The organism is Cupriavidus sp. CuC1, assembly GCF_044627735.1.
Lineage (GTDB): Bacteria > Pseudomonadota > Gammaproteobacteria > Burkholderiales > Burkholderiaceae > Cupriavidus > Cupriavidus ulmosensis.
In genome coordinates, this window is the sequence record NZ_JBIUHC010000026.1 from 1 (window position 1) to 19,377 (window position 19,377).

A 19,377-nucleotide genomic window follows, 5' to 3' on the forward strand; every position below is an offset into this window, starting at 1 on the left:
ACGCACAAGAAGAGTCCCAAGGCCGTGCGTCCGACGCCACCTCGGAAACGCGGACATCCTCCCAGTCTCGATCGCCCCCGGCAAAATCGGCCGTGGAGACGTGACGACTCCGGTTAAATGGATACCCCACAGCAACGATTTACTGAAAATTCTTTCCAAGAATTAATCGCGGTAAATCCACTGCCCGCCAGCTTGAGCTAGCCAGGCTTCACGCCTTGGCCGCGCACTCCACCGGCGGCGTCTCGTCGCCATCCCCCAGCGGCCGCTGCAACAACACCGTATCGATCCACTGCCCGTGCTTGAAGCCGACGGATTGCAGCCTGCCTATGGTGCGAAAGCCCACCCGTTCGTGCAACGCCAGCGAGCCCGCGCCTTCTCCGCTGGCCGTGCAGGCCACCACCGCCACCATCTGCCGCCACGGACCGCTCTCGCAGCGCGACACCAGCGCGGCTAGCAGCGCAAGGCCGAGGCCCTGGCCCCGGTAGCGCTCGTCGATATAGACCGAATCCTCGATGGCAAAGCGGTAGGCGCTGCGCGTGCGGTAGGCGGACGCATAGGCGTAACCCAGCACCTCGCCGCCGCGCTCGGCCACCAGGTAGGGCAGGCCCTGGCGTTTCACCTCGGCATGGCGCAGGCGGATGTCGTCCACGCCTGGCTCGACTTCCTCGAACGACGCGCGGCCGTGGCGCACATGGTGCGCGTAGATGGCCTGGATGGCGGGGATGTCCTCGCCGGTGGCGTCGCGGATCGACAGACTGGCGCAGGCCTGGACGGCGACGGTGGCATTGGCCACGGCCATCGGCGTGGCGGAGGCGGCGCTGAGTGTGGCGAGAGGGGCTTTCATGATGCTGGCGCGGCGAGAGGTCTGGGCAGGTGGGCCGGATCGAGCGTAGTCGATGCCGGAGGAAAAGCGAAACACGGATGGAAGCCGTGTTGCAGCGAGTTGCCCCGCAGCAGGCAAGGGCCGGGGCACGCTGCAACCTTACCTTGCGCCGATGCTATAAAGGAAGCTTCGCTGACTTATGCAGCGCATAAGAAATTCTTTGCCATGCGGCATCTCAATCCCGACTTCCTGCAGGCCTTTTCGCTGGTTTGCGATCTTGGCAGCTTTTCGGCGGCTGCCGAGCGCCTCGGATTGAGCCAGCCGGCGGTCAGCCTGCAGGTCCGCCAGCTTGAGCAGCGCTATGGCCTGCGCCTGCTGGAACGGGTGGGACGCCATGTGCTGCCCACCGCAGCCGGCGAGGATCTGCTGGCGCACGCGCGCGGCGTGGCCGGGGCGCTGGCCGCCGCCGACGACAGCATGGCGCGCCACGCCGGCGGGGTGATCGGCCGGGTGCGGCTGGGTACCGGCGCCACCGCCTGCATCTACCTGCTGCCGGCGGTGCTGCGCGACCTGCGCCGCGCCATGCCGGCGCTGGAGATCGTGGTCAGCACGGAAAACACCGGCGAGGCGCTCAAAGGAGTGGAAGACAACGCCCTGGACCTGGCCTTCGTGACGTTGCCTGCCTCCGGCCGGATGTTCGACATCACGCCGCTGCTGGAAGACCCGTTCGTGGCGATCGGCCCGGCCGACGACGCTGCGCTGCCGGCCACAGTGACGCCGGCCGATCTGGCCGGCAGGCCGCTGGTGCTGTTTTCGCCCGGCGGCAATACGCGCCGGCTGGTGGACGAATGGTTCCTGCGCGCCGGCATCAGCGCGCGCCCGGTGATGGAGCTTGATAGCGTCGAGGCGATCAAGGAGCTGGTCGGCGCCGGGCTGGGTTACTCGGTGCTGCCGGGCATGGCGTTGCCGCCAGGCCAGCCGCGCGCGCGGATCGCCGTGCGCCCGCTTGCCCCGCCGCTGGCGCGCACGCTGGCGCTGGTGCTGCGCCACGACAAGCCGCTGCGCGCCGGGCTGCGCGCCACCGTGGCGGCCCTGCTACGGCTTGCACCCGAAAAGGAAAGCCCGCCTTGAGCTGATATGCCACCTCTCGGGGGCATGCGGGCAGGCAGCGCCGCTTGTATAGTGCGGGTTTCAGCCCCGGAACCGGACGGGCCAGGGGCATCAGTCGAACCAGGAGTACCGCCATGATCACCATCTATCACAACCCCCGTTGCTCGAAATCGCGTGAAACCCTCGCGCTGGTCGAGGCAGCCGCCGGCCGGCTGGGCGAGCCCGTGGAGATCGTGGAATACCTGAAGACGCCGCCCACGCTGTCCACGCTCAAGCAGCTCCATACCATGCTGGGCGTGCCGGTGCGCGAGATGGTGCGCAACAACGAGGCGCCTTACAAGGAGCTGGGCCTGGCCGATCCGGGCCTGACCGATGCCGAGGTGCTGGGCGCGGTGGCCGACCATCCCATCCTGCTGCAACGCCCGCTGGTCGTGCGCAACCGCCGCGCCGCCATCGGGCGTCCGCCGGAGAACGTCGCCCCCTTGCTGGCCTGAGCCGGCACCGGCAGCGCACCCGCAAACCTTGGCCCCAGAATAAAACCGGCCCCCACCTAGGTGGGGGCCGGCCCGGTCAGGGAGGCTGATTTGCTTCAGGCGGGTCGTCTAATGAACACCCAGCCAGTGCATGGCCTCCTGGCCGAAAGCGATTGCCGCCAGGACTACCAGCAGGATCACCAGCGTCACCGCGCTCACGTAGACCGTGGCCTTGGCGACTTCGGCGTCTTCCTCCAGGGAATGCGGGCGGGTGGACTCGCGCGAAGATGGCGTCGCGTGCGGCCAGTGCAACCGGCCGACCATTTGGCGCAAGTGCAGGTCGGGATGGAAACGCATGGGCGACACCTCCTGGGCGTGGCTCGCGAGGCCGTGTAAGCCGTATATGGCGTGGCACCGCGGCAGCCCTGAGACAGGGTGGGTTCGGATGCCATATACATCTTAACTATAGCTGGCGCCACACAGGATGCGAAGCTGGCGCAGGTGGCCGCCGGCAATCTGCCGGCGAGCAGGCTCAGGCTGCCGGGGTGGCCGGCGATGCATCGCCTTCGGACGCGGCCTTGGCAGCAGCATCGGCGGCGGCCAGCGTGGCCTGCCGCGCGCGCAGCTCCGCAAGCATGTTGCAGAACAGCGCGCCTTGCTCCAGCGCATCGTCCAGCGCCACATGGGTGTGCGGCAGCGGGTCCTTCCATGCGGCGGGCAACGCCGGCTTGACGGTCCTGCGGTAGGGCAGCCCGGTCATGGCGAACCCCAGCGTCTTGATGTCGAGCGCGGCCCAGCCAAACGGCGAGCGGCCGGCAAAACGCATCATGTACCAGAACATCCAGGTGAAATCGAAGCCAGCCGGAAAGGCCACGAAGACCGGCTTGCCGGGCAGGCTTTCCACCCACTCCACATAGCGCACCATGGCCCGCTCGGGTGGCTCCAGGTCTTTCCGGCAGGCGGCCCAGGCTTCCTGCTGGGTTTGCCACCACTGCATCTGGGCCGGATGACCGGCGGCGCCCGGCAGCGTTTCCAGGTTGGCCGAGAAGGTGCTCAGCACGGTCTTGTCCGCCAGCATGGCGGCGGAGGCGAACGACAGCATGGAGTGCGGCCCCGGGATGGGGCCGTCGGCCTCCACGTCGGTGCTTACATAGATCTCGGGACGGGTGTCAGGTGCCTGTCGTTTGGCCATGTCCTGCCTTGGGAATGAAGTCCGGGGAAAGCGGGTTGCGGGCTTAGCCCACTAGGCCACTAGCCCACATCAATCAGGTGGTCCGCCACATACGGGTTGTTCTTGCGCTCCTCGCCAAAGGTGGAGACCGGTCCGTGGCCGGGCACAAAGGTGACGTCTTCGCCCAGCGGCCACAGATGGGTGCGGATCGAGCGGATCAGGTCGGCGTGGTTGCCGCGCGGAAAGTCGGTGCGGCCGATCGAGCCGGCGAACAGCACATCGCCCACGATGGCGAGCCGGTTGGCGCGCGAGAAAAACACCACGTGGCCGGGCGTGTGGCCCGGGCAGTGGTAGACCTCCAGCGTCTCGCTGCCGAACTGCACGGTGTCGCCCGTGTCCAGCCAGCGCTGCGGCTCGAAGACCTCGGCGTGGCCAAAGCCGAAGCGGCGCGTTTGCTCCGGCAATTGCTCGATCCAGAAACGCTCTTCCTCGTGCGGCCCCTCGATCGGGATCCCGAGTTCGCGCGAGAGCGACGCGGCGCCCGCGCAATGGTCCACATGGCCGTGCGTGAGGAAGATCTTCTCCAGCGTCACGCCGTGCTCCTTGACCGCGGCATGGATGCGGTCAAGGTCGCCGCCGGGATCGGTCACCGCGGCGCGGCCGGTGGTCTCGTCGATCAGCAGCGCGCAGTTCTGCTGGAAGGGCGTCACGGGAATCAGTAGGACTTGCATGGAGTGGAATTCGGGAGGGGGAACACAGGACGTCGCGGACGCCGTGAGCGCCTGATGCGCCACAACCGGCGCAGCCGCCGGCGGGCCCGCGATTGGAATAGTCCTCGCATTGTAGCGTCGGGCATACTGGAACGTGCTGCGCGAGGCAGCGCGGCAAAGACATCAAGCCATGCGGGCATCACACCCGTGAAAGCCTTGCCAGGACTGGCATTGCGCCCCACAGCCGCCGAATCGGGTACGGTTTTTACCGTCTGTTACAGACAATTCGTAACATAATCAAGGGCCATAGGTGTAACTGCGTGATGCTAGACTCCCGCGATGCCTTGGTTAGCCCCCTATCTTTCCCGCCCCGGGCGGATCGTCCGCCTGTGCCTGCACGCTTCGTGCGCGCTGGCGCTGGCCGCCTGTGCGATCCCGCCGGCGGATCAATCGCAGGAGGGCGGGCCCACCGCCGCCACCCCGGGAAGCGCAAAGCCCGCCAAGCCGGGCAAAGCGGCAAAGGGCGCACCTACGGACCAAGCCCAGAAAGACAACGGCAACGGCTGGGGCCTGTTCCGCTGGGGCAGCACCGGTTCGCTGGGCGAAGGCAGGGGCCAGGGATCGTTGGAAGGCCTGCGGCCCGATCTCGGTTCCTACGAGCAGCGTGGCATGGCGTCCTGGTATGGCAAGGGCTTCCATGGCCGCAAGACCGCCAATGGCGAGCGCTTCGACATGCGCGCGATGACCGCCGCGCATCCCTCGCTGCCGCTCGATAGCTGGGTGCTGGTGCGCAACCTGCGCAACAGCAAGGTAGCGGTTGTTCGCATCAACGATCGCGGGCCATATCACGGCAACCGCGTCCTCGACGTGTCCTACGGCGCCGCCAAGCGACTCGGTTTCACCGAGCACGGCTCGACCCAGGTGGAGATCCGGCGCCTGTCGCGCTCCGAGGTGGCAGCGCTGGGGCCGCAGATCGCGCCAAGCGACGACGATGCGGGCGACGGCGGCGACGATGCCTACACCGGTTCCGAACTGGCCGACAACCCGGCCAAGCCAGCGCGCACGGCCCGCAAGACGCGCAAGCCGGCGAGCACCAAGCGCAAGAGCCGCTGAGCCGTGGCGCGGACCATGCAGCCAAGCCAGGTCCGCGACGCCGTCGGCGCCAGCCTCACTCTCCAGTTCGATTTACTCCGTGGTTTCGTCGTCGGTGCTGTCTTCGGCGCGCTGGGCCAGCGCCAGCCGGTACAGCGCATCGGTCGGGGCGCCGGTAATGGCGGCGGCGAGCTTGGCGGCCCGCTTGGCCGGCAACTCGGCCAGCAGCAGGCCCAGCACCTGCTGGGCGCGGGCGTCGGGCAGGCCTGCCTCCGCCGCCACGGGCGATGCGCCTTCCACCACCAGCACGAACTCGCCCTTGGCGCGCGACGGATCGGCGGCCAGCCAGGCCGGCGCCTCGCTCACGGGCAGCACCTTGATTTCCTCGAACAGCTTGGTCAGCTCACGGCCGATCAGCAGCCGCCGGCCGGCCGGCAGCGCGGCGGCCAGCGCCGCCAGCGTGTCAGCGATGCGGTGCGGCGCCTCATACACCACCCAGGCATGGTCCAGCGTGGCCAGCCCGGCGATGGCGTCGGCGCGCGCACGCGCCTTGGGCGGCAGGAAGCCGGCAAAGGTGAAGCGGCCGTCACCGCTGTCGAGCATCGCGCCCGCCACCGACAACGCCGCCACCGTCGCGCTCGGGCCGGGCAGCGGCACCACCGCGTGGCCGGCGGCGCGGGCCGCTTCCACCAGCCGTGCGCCCGGATCCGAGATGCCGGGCGTGCCCGCATCGGACACATAGGCAATGCGCTCGCCGGCCGCCAGCCGCGCGTTGATGCGCTCGGCCGCTTCGCGCTCGTTGTGCTCGTGCACCGCCAGCAGCGGGCGGTGCAGCCCCACGCGCGTGAGCAGTTGCCCGGTATTGCGGGTGTCCTCGCAGGCCACGGCGTCGACCAGGCCGAGCACGTGCAGCGCCCGCAGCGAGAGATCGGCCAGGTTGCCGATCGGGGTGGCAACCACATACAGGGTGCCGGACGGGTAGGACTGGCCGGCCGCCAGGGAGATCCAGTCAGTCATGCTTGAGAACTTCCGTTGAAACCATCATTCAAATCCACGATGTCGCCGACGCAGGCGCGGGGAGCCCGGGCCGAGTCGCGCGCGCTGGACTACCTGGAGGGGCAAGGCCTGGCGCTCGTGGTTCGCAATTATCGCTGCAAAGGCGGCGAGATCGACCTGATCATGCGCGAGGCCGACGGCACGCTGGTCTTTGTCGAGGTGCGCCAGCGTGCCAGCCGCGCCTATGGCGGCGCGGCAGCCAGCGTCACGCCGGCCAAACAGCGGCGCGTCCTGCTGGCGGCGGCGCACCTGGCCGCGCAGGCAGGGCAGGGCTTTGAGCCGCGCTGCCGGCTGGATGTCGTCGCGCTGGAGCCGGGCCGGCTCGAATGGATCCGCGATGCGTTCGATGCCGGCGCGGCGCAATGAAGCGGCAGGCAGCCCGGGCGCCTGCGTCATAATGCGCGGTATCTTGCGGCGCATGCCGTATTTGAAAAGCGTTTGAAAACAAGAAGGCCGATCGAGCCATGCATATCGATAGCATCCAGCAGCATTTCCTTGACAGCGCGGAGACCAAGCGCCAGGCCGCCGCCGTGATGGCGCCGCACATCGCCGCGGCGATCGAACGCCTGGTGGGCGCGCTCACCAGCGGCAACAAGATCCTGGCGTGCGGCAACGGTGGGTCCGCCGCCGATGCCCAGCATTTCGCGGCCGACCTGATCGGCCGCTTCGAGCGCGAGCGCCCGGGCCTGGCGGCGATCGCGCTGACCACCGACAGCTCCGTCCTCACCGCCATCGGCAACGACTACGATTTCAGCGTGGTGTTTTCCAAGCAGGTGGAAGCGCTCGGCCAGCCGGGTGACGTGCTGCTCGCCATGTCCGTCTCCGGCAACGCCGCCAACGTGATCGCCGCGGTGCTGGCCGCCAAGCAGCGCGACATGAGCGTGGTGGCGCTGACCGGCCAGGGCGGCGGCGAGCTCGCCGGCCTGCTCGATGAGTTCGACGTCCACCTGTGCGTTCCCAGCGAGCGCGCGGCGCGCATCCAGGAAGTGCACCTGTTGACCCTGCATTGCCTGTGCGACGGCATCGACGAAGCGCTGCTGGGCGAGGGGTGAGGCCTGCGCCCACCCAAGCCTGCCGCGCGGTGCTGCCGCCTTTTTGCCACCACCGCCCTTTTTTTTGCCTCACCGCTTTCAGCAAGGACCGCATGACGACTCTGCCCAACTCGCGTGAATCCCGCGCCGCCCGGCTGACCGGGCACCTGCCACGCCTGGCCCGCACTGCCACCATGGTGGCGGCCCTGGCCGTCGCGGCCACGCAGCTCACCGGCTGCTTCCCGGTCATCGCCGCCGGCATGGCAGGCGGCGTGACCATGGCCACCGACCGCCGGCCTACCGCCACCCAGACCATCGACCGCGGCCTGCAGCTCGAAGCCGAGAACACCCTGAACTCGCGCTACAACGGCCAGGCCCGCGTGAGCGTGTCGGTCTTCAACCGCAAGGTGCTGCTGACCGGCGAAGCCAAGGACAACACGGTCAAGCAGCAGATCGACCAATACGTAAAGGGGCTGCCCAATGCGCGTGAGGTGGTCAACGAGCTTGAGATCGTCTCGTCGCCGTCGTTCGTCACGCAGAGCCAGGACGCCTTTATCACCAGCAAGGTCAAGACCATGCTGGTCACCGCCGATGGCGTGCCCTCGAACTCGATCAAGATCGTCACCGAGAAGGGCGTCGTCTACCTGCTCGGCGTGGTCACGCCGCCCGAGGGCGAGCGCGCCACCGATGTGGCGCGCAATGCCAGCGGCGTGGTCAAGGTGGTCAAGGCATTCGACTACGTGACCGAAGCCGAGGCCGCCAGGCTCGACGCAGCCTCCACCGGGCGGACCGCACCGCCAGACGCAGCGCCCGGCACACCCGCGCCGGTGCAGTCGGCGCCTGCGCAGGCTGCGCCCGCCGCCACCGACGCTACGACCAGCCCGGTGGCCTCGCCGGTGGCATTGCCGCCCGGCCGCAACCTGCCCTGAACGCACCGGCGCGAAAAGCCGGGCCAACGGGCTCCGGCTTTTCGCGCAGTGCCGTCTCGCCATCTAGCCGACTCTGCCTACGCTTCCCGCGCCTGGCAGCAGCCGGCGCAGTTTGATCTGCGGATTTCGCATCACATGCGCGCGCTGCGCTGTGTTAGGGTTGGCACGCCCTCGCGGCGCGACCCCGGAGCGAACACCCATGAACCAGACCCCCACACTGGCTGCCCTGACGGCGCTGGCGCTGCTGGCCTTGCCAGCCGGCGCGCGCGCACAGGCGCCCGACGCCACCGCGCTGCAGGCGCGCAACTGGGCCGCCGCCTGCGCCGGCTGCCACGGCCCGGCAGGCCGCGCGCCTGCGGGCAGCGTGGTGCCAAGCCTGGCCGGGCGCGACCAGTCCGAGCTGGTCCGGCAGATGCAGGACTTCAAGCAAGGCAAGCGCGAGGCCACCGTGATGCAGCAGATCGCCAAGGGCTACAGCGACCAGCAGATCGAGGCCATCGCGGGCTGGTTCGCCGCCGTGCGCTGACCCTGCAATCCGGAAACCCGGCAAGGAGACATCCAGATGCAACGACGCGAATTTCTCGGCGCGCTGGCCGGCACGGCCATGTTCGGTACGCTTGGCGCGCAGGCTGCGACCCGCAAGGCAAGAGTGGTGGTGGTAGGCGGCGGCTATGGCGGCGCCACTGCCGCGCGCTACCTGCGCGAATGGAGCGGCCAGGGCATCGAGGTCACGCTGGTCGAGCCCAACGCCAGCTTTGTGTCTTGCCCGCTGTCCAACCTGGTGCTGGCCGGCAGCAAGCGCATCGGCGACATCACCTTGTCCTACGATGCGCTGGCAAAACGCCACGGCGTCAAGGTCGTGCGCGACCATGTCAGCGCGATCGATGCTGCGCGCCGTGAGGTGCGCCTGGCCGGCGGCGGTACGCTGGCCTACGACAAGCTGGTGCTGTCGCCCGGCGTGGACGTGCTCTCCAGCGAAATCCCGGGCCTGGCCCAGCCCGGTGGCGACCAGATCCTGCATGCCTGGAAGGCCGGCCCGCAAACGGTGGCCCTGCGCCTACAGCTCGAGGCCATGCGCGACGGCGGCACCTTCGCCATCACCATTCCGCTTGCGCCGTATCGCTGCCCGCCTGGCCCCTACGAGCGCGCGTGCCTGGTCGCGGACTATTTCACCCGCGCCAAGCCGCGCAGCAAGGTGCTGATCCTCGACGCCAATCCCGACGTCACCTCCAAGGGCGCGCTGTTCAAGCAGGTCTGGGCCACGCGCTACAAGGGCATGGTCGAGTACCGGCCACAGTACAACACCATCGACGTGGACCCCGCCACCCGCACGCTCAAGTTCGAGGTGCAGGACGACGAGCGCGCCGATGTGCTCAACGTGCTGCCGCCGCAGCGCGCCGGAGCCATCGCCGTGGCAAGCGGGCTGGCCACCGCCAACGGCCGCTGGTGCGAGGTCGATTTCCTCACCTTCGAGTCGAAGGCCGCGCCTAGCATCCATGTGCTGGGCGACGCCATCCAGATCGCGCCGTTGATGCCCAAGTCGGGCCATATGGCCAACCAGCACGGCAAGGTGGCGGCCGCGGCCATCGTGTCGCTGCTCGCTGGCCACGCGCCCAACCCCGAGCCGCTGTACAACAACACCTGCTACAGCTTCACCTCCGAGCGCGAGGCCATCCATGTCGCCAGCGTGCATCGCTACGATGCCGCGCAGGAGACCATGGTCACGGTGCCCGGATCGGGCGGACTGTCGCCCGCGCCGAACACGTTGGAAGGCACCTATGCGCAGGCGTGGGCGGATGCCATCTGGACCGATATGCTGGGCTGAGGCAAGAAGCCCGGCGCTGTCACGATGCGCACCGGCAACGGTGCGCTAGAGCTTATGTCCCCTAGCTTGCTAGCGCAGCCTGAATCTGGAAGCACCGCACAAAGGGGTAAACACTATATGCGCAATTACGCATATACGAATATATTGAACGGCATGGATGAGATGGATCGCGTGTTCGAAAAAGTGTCGGGGTATTTCAGCCTGCTGGCAGAGCCCACCAGGCTGAAGATCCTGCACGCCCTGTGCGATGGCGAGAAGCCGGTGGGCACCGTGGTGGAGACGGTGGGATCGTCGCAGACCAATGTGTCGCGCCATCTCACCGCGATGTACCGCGCGGGCGTGCTGTCGCGCCGCAAGGAGGCTAACCTTGTCTTCTACGCCATCGAGGACGAGAGCGTGATCGAGCTGTGCCGCACGGTCTGCGTGCAGGTGGCCAGCCGGCTGGAAGACAACGCTTTGCCAGCAAGCATGGTCGATCGCTTCATGCCGCAGGCCACTCCGGCACCGCGTCGGCGCAGCCGCTAAGGCAACGCGCCGGGCGGCCGGGCTGGCACGCTCGCACACAGGTTTGACGGCAGCCGTCCGCTTGCGCGGGCGCTGACCCACAACAGGTTCGCCGACGGCGCCTTTGGCGCCGCACGCGCGATCCGGAGGAGACCGCAGTGCCGGAACAGAGCCGCCCCGGGCGCATCGTGCGTGCGCCGGAGCATTTCGTCAGCGCCTCGCTGCAGCAAGACATCACGCAGCATGGCGTAGGCGCGTCCGACAGCCCTCGCCGCGACTTCCTGCGCAAGAGCTTCCTGGGCGCAGCAGCCGCGCTGGCCGCCAGCGTCGCCGGCCGGGCTCGCGCAGCGGATGGCGCTGCCGGCGACGACGCCATCCTCACCCCGCAACCCTGGGCCACCACGCTCGGCCAGCCGGTTGCCGCGCATCCCTACGGCCAGCCCTCTTCATTCGAGAAAAACCTGGTGCGCCGCGAGTCCCCCGGCCTTACGCGGGTGTCGGCGGCCTCGGTATCCTTCGCCCCGCTGCAAGGCTTCTTCGGCATCATCACGCCCAACGGCCTGCACTTCGAGCGCCATCATCAAGGCTGGCAGGACATCGATCCGGCTCGCCACCGCCTGATGATCAACGGCCTGGTGAAGGCGCCACGCGTCTACACCATGGACGACCTGATGCGGCTGCCCGCGGTGTCGCGCATGCACTTCATCGAGTGCGGCGCCAATACCGGCATGGAGTGGGGCAACGTGGCGGTGCCCACGGTGCAATACACCCACGGCATGCTGTCGTGCTGCGAATTCACCGGCGTGCCGCTCAAGGTCCTGCTCGACGATGCCGGCGCGGACTTCAAGCGCGGGCGCTACCTGCTGGCCGAAGGCGGCGACGGTTCGGGCATGACCCGCACCATCCCGATGGAGCTGGCCGACGAGATCATCGTGGCCTGGGGCATGAACGGCGAGATGTTGCGCCCTGAAAACGGCTACCCGCTGCGCCTGGTGGTGCCGGGCGTGCAGGGCGTGTCGTGGGTCAAGTGGCTGCGGCGGCTGGAGCTCGGCGACCAGCCGTGGAACACCAAGGACGAGACCGTGCACTACGTGGACATGATGCCCGACGGCATGCTGCGCCAGTACACCTCGATCCAGGAGTGCAAGTCCGTCATCACCACGCCCTCGGGCGGGCAGCAACTGGTGGGACGCGGTTTCTACAACATCAGCGGGCTGGCGTGGTCCGGGCGCGGGCGCGTGAAGCGCGTCGATGTCTCCGTCGACGGCGGGCGCAACTGGCGCACCGCGCGGCTGGAAACGCCCGTGCTGTCCAAATGCCTGACGCGCTTCAACCTGGACTGGGTGTGGGACGGCTCCCCGGCCATCCTGCAAAGCCGCGCCATCGACGAGACCGGCTATGTGCAGCCCCGCCTGGCGCAACTGCGCGCGGTGCGCGGCGCGCGCTCGATCTATCACAACAACGCCATCCAGAGCTGGCAGGTGGCCGATAGCGGCGAGGTCTCCAATGTCCACGTTGACTAACTTGACCAACGCCGGGCGCGCGGCATTACTTGTTTGCGCTGCCGCGCTGTGCGGGCAAGCGGCGATGGCCGCCGCGCCGGCCGACAGCGCGCGCGCGGCGCTCGGCCGCACCGCCACGCCGGCCGAGGTCAAGGCGTGGGATATCGATGTGCGCCCCGACTTCCAAGGCCTGCCCAAGGGCCGCGGCACGGTGTCGCAGGGCCAGGCCGTCTGGGACGGCAAATGCGCATCGTGCCATGGCGATTTCGGTGAATCCAACGAGGTGTTCTCGCCCATCGTCGGCGGCACCACCGCCGAGGACATCAAGCGCGGACGCGTTGCCTCGCTCACCGGCAACCAGCCGTACCGCACCACGCTGATGAAAGTCAGCACGGTCAGCACGCTGTGGGACTACATCCACCGCGCGATGCCGTGGAACGCGCCCAGGAGCTTGTCCGCCGACGACGTCTACGCAGTCACGGCCTACCTGCTCAACCTGGGCGATATCGTGCCGGCGGACTTCACGCTGTCGGATCGCAATATCGCCGAGGTGCAGCAAAGAATGCCGAACCGCAACGGCATGACGCTGCAGCATGGCCTGTGGCCCGGGCGCGGCCAGGCGGATACGCGCAATACGGCGTGCATGAAGGATTGCACGCCCACGGTCAAGGTCGTCTCGACCATGCCGGCCTACGCCCGCGATGCCCACGGCGACCTGGCGGCGCAGCAGCGCACCGTGGGGCCCACGCGGGGCTGGGCTGCCGGTGGCGGCGCCAGCGCGCCCGCGGCAGCCCTCCCGGCCGCACCCGGCGAGACGGCGGGCGCGAAGCTGGCCAGCCAGTACCAGTGCATGGCCTGCCACGCCACCGATCGCAAGCTGGTCGGCCCGAGCTTTGCCGAAGTCGCACGCAGGTACAAGGGGCAGGATGCGCAGGACGCGCTTGCCCACAAGATCCGGGCGGGCGGGCAGGGCGCCTGGGGCAGCATGCCGATGCCGCCGCAAGCGCGGATTCCCGATTCCGACCTGCGTACCGTGGTGGCGTGGATTCTTGAGGCAAAATAGCGGACTGGCCGCCCCATGCCCAGAGGCGCGGCCAGCGCGCCGCCGCGCCGGCCGTGCCGACAGGCAGCACTGGCAGCGAGCGGGCTTTTCGCCGTCCCCACGGCTCTTCATAGTTCGGAGCATATCCATGAAGCAGTTTGTCATCGCAACGCTGATGCTGGCTTGCGCCGCCTCGGCCAACGCTGCGGTCGATGCCGCCAAGGCCCAGGAAATCGCCAACAAGAACGCCTGCATGGGCTGCCACCAGGTCGACAAGAAGCTGGTTGGCCCGGCCTACAAGGACGTGGCGACCAAGTACAAGGGCGACAAGAACGCGCTGGCAACGCTGACCAAGAAGGTCAAGAGCGGTGGTGCTGGCGTCTGGGGCCCGGTGCCGATGCCCGCCAATGCCGCTTTGAGCGATGCCGACCTGAAGACGGTCGTGGAGTGGGTGCTGGCAGGCGCCCCGGCCAAGTAAGCACAGCCAGGGCAAGCCCTGCCCGGACCGGTTACGGCTTCGGGACCCAGGGGGCGCCGATGGCGCCCCCATGCAAGGGCGGCAATGCACCGCCCGCTGCCGTGCGAAAAAGGCGCGGCAAGCTAACAGAAAACCAAGCCGGAACGGAAAACGCAGGAGAAAAGGAAACAATGCATTCAAAACGACGAGACGTATTGCGGGTCACCTCCGTGCTCGCACTGATGGCCGCCACCGGGCTGATCAGCAAGGCGCAGGCGGCGGAGTGGAACAAGACCGCCTTCGACGGCAAGAGCGTGGCCGACGTCATCAAGGCGTTTGGCGGCAGCGGAACCGACAAGAGCACCGCCATTGTCTTTACCGCCCCCGACATCGCCGAGAACGGCGCCGTGGTGCCGGTCGCCGTGACCAGCAACATCCCTGGCACCGAGCAGATCGCCATCCTGGTGGAAAAGAACCCCAACACGCTGGCAGCGGATTTCATCATCCCGGCCGGCACCGAGCCCTTCGTCTCCACGCGGGTGAAGATGGGCCAGACCTCGATGGTGTATGCCGCCGTCAAGGCCGGCGGCAAATGGTACGTGGCGTCCAAGGAAATCAAGGTGACGCTGGGCGGCTGCGGCGGCTGAGGCCGCGCTCCCATCCACCCAAGCGGATTTCCCGCCCCACCATTACCTGAAAGAGGAAAGAACATGGCAGACCCGATGCGCGTACGTGCCGCCGAGAGCGGCGGTGTGGTCGACGTCAAGATCCTGATGAAGCACGACATGGAAACCGGCCAGCGCAAGGATGCGTCCGGCAAGACCATTCCGGCCTGGCATATCCAGACCGTCACGGCTCAGTGCAAAGGCAAGGACGTATTCCAGGCCCAGTTCGGCCCGGCGGTGTCCAAGGATCCCTTCCTGAACTTCAAGTTCAAGGGCGGCGCCAAGGGCGACAAGGTCACGGTGACCTGGATCGACAACCGCGGCGACAAGCGGACCGACGAAGCGACCATTTCCTGATCGGGCCGGGCACTGGCTAGTCGTACCGGCCTGACCGAGCGGGCGGCTGCATCCTCTGCTATGGTTCAGGTCGAATGTCGGGCCCGGGCCGGCGCATGGTGCGCGCGGGGGCGCGACCGGAAGGATAGCAATCATGCGGCGAGCATTTATTCGAGCAACGGCGGCACTGGCGGCGATCGGCTTGACGGCCAAGGCAGCGGCGCAAGCGGCGCCGGCGGCTGCCGGCAAGGGCGGGCGCGTCAAGGTGGTCTACCAGCTGTCCGAGGGCACGGACCAGGCGGTGCGCGCCATGGCCAACCTGCGCAACCACCTGAACGCCGCGCCGGACACCAAGATCGTGGTGGTGGCGTTTGGCTACGGCGTGGACTTCATCGTGGAAGGCGCGCGTGACGCGCGCGGCAATACGTTCGAGGCCGCCGTCGGTGCGCTGGCCGCCTCCGGCGTCGAGTTCCGCGTTTGCCGCAATACGCTCACGGCGCGCAAGATTCCCGAATCCAGCCTGCTGATGGAAGCCAAGGTGGTGCCTGCTGGCGTGGTGGAAGTGGCCAAGCTGCAATTCGATGAAGGCTACGCCTACATCAAGCCGTAAGTAATACCCGGGCACAAGGCGGCACAAACCGGGCGCCATGCAACGGGAAGACAAGCAATAAGACCGGCCCGCACGGCCTGGCGCCACACGGCGGCAGGCCCCCGAGGCCCCGAGGAGAAGCCCCATGAAAACGATCAGACGCCGCCACACCGGCGCCGCGCTGGCGCTGGCCGGCACCGTGGCGCTCGCCGCCACGGCGGTGCACGCCCAGGGCAGCACCGCCGAGGAAATCGCCAAGTACCGGCAGATGCTCGCCGAGGGCAACCCGGCGGAGCTGTGGGAAGCCGCCGGCGAAGAACTCTGGAAGAAGCCAGCCGGCCCCAAGAACGCCTCGCTCGAGCAATGCGACCTGGGCAAGGGCCCCGGCGTGACCAAGGGCGCCTACGCCGAGCTGCCGCGCCTGTTCAAGGACACCGGCCGCGTGATGGACCTGGAGCAACGCCTGGCCTACTGCCGGGTAACGCTGCAGGGCCTGACCCAGGAAGAGGCGCTGAAGAATCCCTTCGCCTCCACCGGCAAGCCGTCCGACATCGAGCGCCTGGTGGCATTCCTGGCCGGCGAGTCGCGCGGCGTCAAGATGAACGTGGAGCTGAACCACCCCGAAGAAAAGCGCGTGTATGCCCTCGGCCAGAAGATGTTCTTCTACCGTGGCGGCGCCTACGACTTCGCCTGCGCCACCTGCCACGCCGTCGACGGCCAGCGCATCCGCCTGCAAGAGCTGCCCAACCTGCTGACCAAGCAGGGCGCGCAGGCCGCCTACACCACGTGGCCGGCCTACCGCGTCTCGCAGGGCGAGGTACGCTCGATGCAGCACCGCCTCTACGACTGCCTGCGCCAGCAGCGCTTTCCCGAACCCGCCTATGGCTCCGACGTGATCACCGCGCTGAGCCTGTTCCTCGCCAGGAACGCCAACGGCGGCACCTATGATGGCCCGGCCATGAAGCGCTGAGAATAGGGAGAGCAGAGATGAAGCAAGCGCATAAATACGCACAAGGCACGCTGGCCGCGGCCACGTTCGCCATGCTGGCCTGCATGGGCGGCATGGCGAACGCACAGGACAGCGCCAAGCCGGCCAAGGCCGCAAAACCTGCCAACGTCGCCGCCAAGGTCGCCGCTGTCGGCGACGCCGACATGAGGAAGCTGATCGAAAGCTCCTTCACCTCCAAGGGACCCGCCACGGTCGAAGGCGTGCTCGATCGTGACGCCATGCAGAAGGCCTGCAGCGACTACCCGGACCGCTCCAAGGTGCCGGCCGCGGTGGCCAAGAAGATCGAGGCCGCCGAGTTCAAGCGGATCAAGTACCCATCCGACAAGCAATGGCTGGGCGACTGGAAGGAGGGCGAGAAGACCGCCCAGAACGGCCGCGGCATGCAGTTCTCCGACGCGGTCGGCGGCACGAACGGCGCCAACTGCTACGCCTGCCACCAGATGACCAAGGCCGAGATCTCGTTCGGCAATATCGGCCCGTCGCTGTACCAGTACGGCAAGCTGCGCGGCGATTCGGAAGCTGTGCTCAAGTACACCTGGGGCAAGATCTGGGATTCCAGCGCGTTCGCAGCCTGCTCCAACATGCCGCGCTTCGGGCACAAGGGCATCCTCACCGAGCAGCAGATCCGCGACGTGATGGCGCTGCTGCTGGACCCGGCCTCGCCGGTCAACCAGTAAGGCACCGCGATGACACCCAGGCGCATGGCCGGCACCCTCCGGCGCGCACTCCCATGCGCGCTGCTGCTCGCCGCGCTGGCCGGGAGCGGCGCGGCCGCCGCGCTGGAGGTAGGCGACACGGTGCGCCTGCCGCCGGTGAAGTTGCTCGACGGCAGCGTCGTGACACCCGCCGACCTGGCCGGCAGGCCGCTGGTGGTGGAAGTCTGGGCATCGTGGTGCCCCTTCTGCGCGCTGCAGAACCCGCGCCTGCAAACGCTCTACACCAGTACCGGTGGCGCGCGTGGCGGGCTGCAGGTGCTGGCGCTCAGCATCGACAAGGATCCCAAGGACGCCACCACCTACATGGCGAAACACGGCTACACCTTCCCGGCCGCGATGGACACGCCCGCGCTGCGCGCCGCGCTCGGCAAGCGCAAGGGGTTGCCCGAGCTGTACGTGATCGACGGCCACGGCAAGGTCGTGCAGAAGGAAGTCGGCGAGATGCTGGAAGAAGAAGTCGCGGCGCTGGCCAGGTACGCCACGCCAACGCAGAAGTAGCCGCCTGCGGCCACCTCGGCCACACCGGCCGCCTCAGCCACGAGATGCCGGGTCGCAAGAGCCTGACACCGGCACATGACATGCACAGGACGAGACAATGAACCGACGCGAGTTCCTGCAGGTGCTGGCTATCGCCGGCGCCGGCGGCATGACCTTTCCCGCCACCGACGCACAAGCCGCGCAGGCCGCCGGCAAGCTCTACGACGTGCCGCGCTTCGGCAACGTGCACCTGCTGCATTTCACCGATTGCCACGCGCAGCTGCGCCCGCTGCATTTTCGCGAGCCCAACGTCAACCTCGGCGTGGGTGACTACGCGGGCAAGCCGCCGCACCTCGTCGGGCAGGCCTTCCTGCGCCACTACGGCATCGCCCCCGGCAGCGCGCAGGCGCATGCGTTCACCTATCTTGATTTCGCCGAAGCGGCCCGCCGCTATGGCAAGGTTGGCGGCTTTGCCCACCTCGCCACGCTGATCAAGCAGCTCAAGGCCGGCCGGCCCGGCGCGCTGCTGCTCGACGGCGGCGATACCTGGCAGGGTTCGGCCACCGCGCTTTGGACGCGCGGGCAGGACATGGTCGACGCCGCGCTGGCGCTGGGCGTGGACGTGATGACCCCGCACTGGGAAATGACGCTCGGCGCCGAACGCGTCACCGAGATCGTCGAGCGCGACTTCAAGGGCAAGGTCGCCTTCCTCGCGCAGAACATCAAGACCAACGACTTCGGCGATCCCGTCTTCGACCCCTACGTCGTCCGCGAAATGAACGGCGTGCCGGTGGCCATCATCGGCCAGGCCTTTCCCTACACGCCGATCGCCAACCCGCGCTACTTCACGCCCGACTGGACCTTCGGCATCCAGGAAGAAAACCTGCAGCAGGTCATCGACCAGGCCCGCGGCAAGGGAGCGCAGGTGGTCGTGCTGCTGTCGCACAACGGCATGGACGTGGACCTCAAGCTCGCCTCGCGCGTGCGCGGGCTCGACGCCATCCTCGGCGGCCACACGCACGACGGCATGCCCGCGCCGGCGGCGGTCAAGAACGCCGGCGGCACCACGCTGGTCACCAACGCCGGCTCCAACGGCAAGTTCCTCGGCGTGCTCGACTTCGACGTCAAGGGCGGCAGGGTCAGCGATTTCCGCTACCGCCTGCTGCCGGTCTTCGCCAACTACCTGGCTGCCGATTCCGCCATGGACGCGCTCATCGCCAAGGTGCGCGCGCCGTATGAGAAGCAACTCGGCGAGGTTCTCGCGCGCAACAGCGGCCTGCTGTACCGCCGCGGCAATTTCAACGGCACGTTCGACCAGCTGATCCTGGATGGCCTGATGGATGTGCAGGGCGCCGAGATCGCCTTCTCGCCGGGCTTTCGCTGGGGCACCACGTTGCTGCCCGGGCAGGCCATCACCATGGAACACCTGATGGACCAGACCGCCATCACGTATCCCCACACCACCGTCACCGCGATGAGCGGCGAGACCATCAAGACCATACTCGAAGACGTGGCCGACAACTTGTTCAACCCGGATCCCTACTACCAGCAAGGCGGCGACATGGTGCGCGTGGGCGGCCTGCAATACACCATCGACCCCACCGCGGCGATGGGAAAACGCATCACCGAGATGCGCCTCAAGGGCCAGCCCATCGACGCCGCCAAGACCTACAAGGTGGCCGGCTGGGCGCCCGTCTCGGAAGAAGCCCGCCAGAACGGCAGCCCCCCGATCTGGGACCTGATGGCCCAATGGCTGCGCGCCTGCGGCGAGGTCACCGCCCGCCCGCTGAACCTGCCGACGGTGCGCGGCATGGCCGGCAACGCAGGCATCGCAACGTGATTGAACAACCGCGAAAAACT

The 19,377-nt window shown here is 68.0% G+C and carries 24 protein-coding genes; 19 read left to right on the forward strand and 5 right to left on the reverse strand.

Annotated features, from left to right (window positions below):
* Positions 1-208: 208 nt before the first annotated feature.
* Positions 209-799 (reverse strand): GNAT family N-acetyltransferase, encoded by a 591-nt coding sequence (locus ACGLHR_RS13720; RefSeq protein WP_400094559.1) that lies wholly within the window; start codon positions 797-799, stop codon positions 209-211.
* A 249-nt stretch (positions 800-1,048) separates the two neighbouring features.
* Between ACGLHR_RS13720 and ACGLHR_RS13725 the strand changes: the two genes are divergently transcribed.
* Both ACGLHR_RS13725 and arsC read left to right on the forward strand, forming a co-directional pair.
* The gene (locus ACGLHR_RS13725) at positions 1,049-1,954 is read left to right on the forward strand and encodes a LysR family transcriptional regulator (RefSeq protein WP_400094464.1); all 906 of its coding nucleotides are present in this window, start codon (positions 1,049-1,051) and stop codon (positions 1,952-1,954) included.
* Positions 1,955-2,067: 113 nt separating this feature from the next.
* Positions 2,068-2,427: an arsenate reductase (glutaredoxin) gene (gene arsC / locus ACGLHR_RS13730; protein ID WP_318231778.1), complete on the forward strand. Its 360-nt coding sequence runs from the start codon at positions 2,068-2,070 to the stop codon at positions 2,425-2,427.
* A 108-nt stretch (positions 2,428-2,535) separates the two neighbouring features.
* Here the strand turns inward: arsC and ACGLHR_RS13735 are convergent, their stop codons facing one another.
* The 3 genes from ACGLHR_RS13735 to ACGLHR_RS13745 all read right to left on the reverse strand — a co-directional run bounded on the left by ACGLHR_RS13735 (position 2,536) and on the right by ACGLHR_RS13745 (position 4,308).
* The gene (locus tag ACGLHR_RS13735; protein ID WP_318231777.1) at positions 2,536-2,763 is read right to left on the reverse strand and encodes a hypothetical protein; all 228 of its coding nucleotides are present in this window, start codon (positions 2,761-2,763) and stop codon (positions 2,536-2,538) included.
* A gap of 175 nt (positions 2,764-2,938) precedes the next feature.
* Complete coding sequence (locus ACGLHR_RS13740; protein ID WP_400094466.1) at positions 2,939-3,598, reverse strand: exonuclease; 660 nt, start codon at positions 3,596-3,598, stop codon at positions 2,939-2,941.
* A gap of 59 nt (positions 3,599-3,657) precedes the next feature.
* Complete coding sequence (locus ACGLHR_RS13745; RefSeq protein WP_400094468.1) at positions 3,658-4,308, reverse strand: MBL fold metallo-hydrolase; 651 nt, start codon at positions 4,306-4,308, stop codon at positions 3,658-3,660.
* A 318-nt stretch (positions 4,309-4,626) separates the two neighbouring features.
* On the opposite strand from ACGLHR_RS13745, the gene ACGLHR_RS13750 reads away from it, so the two are divergent.
* Positions 4,627-5,400 carry a septal ring lytic transglycosylase RlpA family protein gene (locus tag ACGLHR_RS13750; protein ID WP_400094469.1) on the forward strand — a complete coding sequence of 258 codons (774 nt, stop codon included), beginning with the start codon at positions 4,627-4,629 and terminating at the stop codon, positions 5,398-5,400.
* Between the two features lie 72 nt (positions 5,401-5,472).
* On the opposite strand, the gene rsmI is transcribed toward ACGLHR_RS13750, so the two are convergent.
* Complete coding sequence (rsmI, locus tag ACGLHR_RS13755) at positions 5,473-6,396, reverse strand: 16S rRNA (cytidine(1402)-2'-O)-methyltransferase (protein ID WP_400094471.1); 924 nt, start codon at positions 6,394-6,396, stop codon at positions 5,473-5,475.
* A 39-nt stretch (positions 6,397-6,435) separates the two neighbouring features.
* Here rsmI and ACGLHR_RS13760 point away from each other — a divergent pair, with 39 nt between their 5' ends.
* The 16 genes from ACGLHR_RS13760 (at position 6,436) to soxB (ending at position 19,357) form a co-directional block, all read left to right on the forward strand.
* Entirely contained in the window at positions 6,436-6,801 is a 366-nt protein-coding gene (locus ACGLHR_RS13760; RefSeq protein ID WP_400094560.1) for a YraN family protein, read from the forward strand.
* A gap of 98 nt (positions 6,802-6,899) precedes the next feature.
* Positions 6,900-7,487 (forward strand): phosphoheptose isomerase, encoded by a 588-nt coding sequence (locus ACGLHR_RS13765; RefSeq protein WP_400094472.1) that lies wholly within the window; start codon positions 6,900-6,902, stop codon positions 7,485-7,487.
* A gap of 92 nt (positions 7,488-7,579) precedes the next feature.
* On the forward strand, positions 7,580-8,395 hold the full coding sequence (locus ACGLHR_RS13770; RefSeq protein WP_400094474.1) for a BON domain-containing protein: 816 nt from the start codon (positions 7,580-7,582) through the stop codon (positions 8,393-8,395).
* Positions 8,396-8,594: 199 nt separating this feature from the next.
* Positions 8,595-8,921: a c-type cytochrome gene (locus ACGLHR_RS13775; protein ID WP_318231772.1), complete on the forward strand. Its 327-nt coding sequence runs from the start codon at positions 8,595-8,597 to the stop codon at positions 8,919-8,921.
* A gap of 36 nt (positions 8,922-8,957) precedes the next feature.
* The gene (locus tag ACGLHR_RS13780; protein ID WP_400094475.1) at positions 8,958-10,220 is read left to right on the forward strand and encodes an FCSD flavin-binding domain-containing protein; all 1,263 of its coding nucleotides are present in this window, start codon (positions 8,958-8,960) and stop codon (positions 10,218-10,220) included.
* Between the two features lie 117 nt (positions 10,221-10,337).
* The gene (locus ACGLHR_RS13785; RefSeq protein ID WP_043350505.1) at positions 10,338-10,745 is read left to right on the forward strand and encodes a metalloregulator ArsR/SmtB family transcription factor; all 408 of its coding nucleotides are present in this window, start codon (positions 10,338-10,340) and stop codon (positions 10,743-10,745) included.
* Positions 10,746-10,882: 137 nt separating this feature from the next.
* Complete coding sequence (gene soxC / locus ACGLHR_RS13790; RefSeq protein WP_400094476.1) at positions 10,883-12,247, forward strand: sulfite dehydrogenase; 1,365 nt, start codon at positions 10,883-10,885, stop codon at positions 12,245-12,247.
* Positions 12,231-13,289, forward strand: coding sequence for a c-type cytochrome (locus ACGLHR_RS13795; protein WP_400094477.1), 1,059 nt, complete (start codon positions 12,231-12,233; stop codon positions 13,287-13,289). The genes soxC and ACGLHR_RS13795 overlap by 17 nt, the downstream gene beginning before the upstream one ends.
* A 127-nt stretch (positions 13,290-13,416) precedes the next feature.
* Entirely contained in the window at positions 13,417-13,746 is a 330-nt protein-coding gene (locus ACGLHR_RS13800; RefSeq protein ID WP_267604677.1) for a c-type cytochrome, read from the forward strand.
* 170 nt (positions 13,747-13,916) lie between these two features.
* Complete coding sequence (gene soxY / locus ACGLHR_RS13805; protein ID WP_267604676.1) at positions 13,917-14,372, forward strand: thiosulfate oxidation carrier protein SoxY; 456 nt, start codon at positions 13,917-13,919, stop codon at positions 14,370-14,372.
* A 63-nt stretch (positions 14,373-14,435) separates the two neighbouring features.
* On the forward strand, positions 14,436-14,747 hold the full coding sequence (gene soxZ, locus ACGLHR_RS13810) for a thiosulfate oxidation carrier complex protein SoxZ (protein ID WP_267604675.1): 312 nt from the start codon (positions 14,436-14,438) through the stop codon (positions 14,745-14,747).
* Between the two features lie 133 nt (positions 14,748-14,880).
* A complete protein-coding gene (locus tag ACGLHR_RS13815; RefSeq protein WP_267604674.1) occupies positions 14,881-15,336 on the forward strand; it encodes a DsrE family protein in 456 nt (151 codons plus the stop codon).
* A gap of 124 nt (positions 15,337-15,460) precedes the next feature.
* Positions 15,461-16,285 (forward strand): sulfur oxidation c-type cytochrome SoxA, encoded by an 825-nt coding sequence (gene soxA, locus ACGLHR_RS13820; protein WP_400094478.1) that lies wholly within the window; start codon positions 15,461-15,463, stop codon positions 16,283-16,285.
* A gap of 17 nt (positions 16,286-16,302) precedes the next feature.
* A complete protein-coding gene (soxX, locus tag ACGLHR_RS13825) occupies positions 16,303-17,001 on the forward strand; it encodes a sulfur oxidation c-type cytochrome SoxX (protein ID WP_400094479.1) in 699 nt (232 codons plus the stop codon).
* Positions 17,002-17,025: 24 nt separating this feature from the next.
* A complete protein-coding gene (locus ACGLHR_RS13830; protein WP_400094481.1) occupies positions 17,026-17,538 on the forward strand; it encodes a TlpA family protein disulfide reductase in 513 nt (170 codons plus the stop codon).
* Between the two features lie 97 nt (positions 17,539-17,635).
* On the forward strand, positions 17,636-19,357 hold the full coding sequence (gene soxB / locus ACGLHR_RS13835; protein WP_400094482.1) for a thiosulfohydrolase SoxB: 1,722 nt from the start codon (positions 17,636-17,638) through the stop codon (positions 19,355-19,357).
* Positions 19,358-19,377 lie beyond the last annotated feature (20 nt).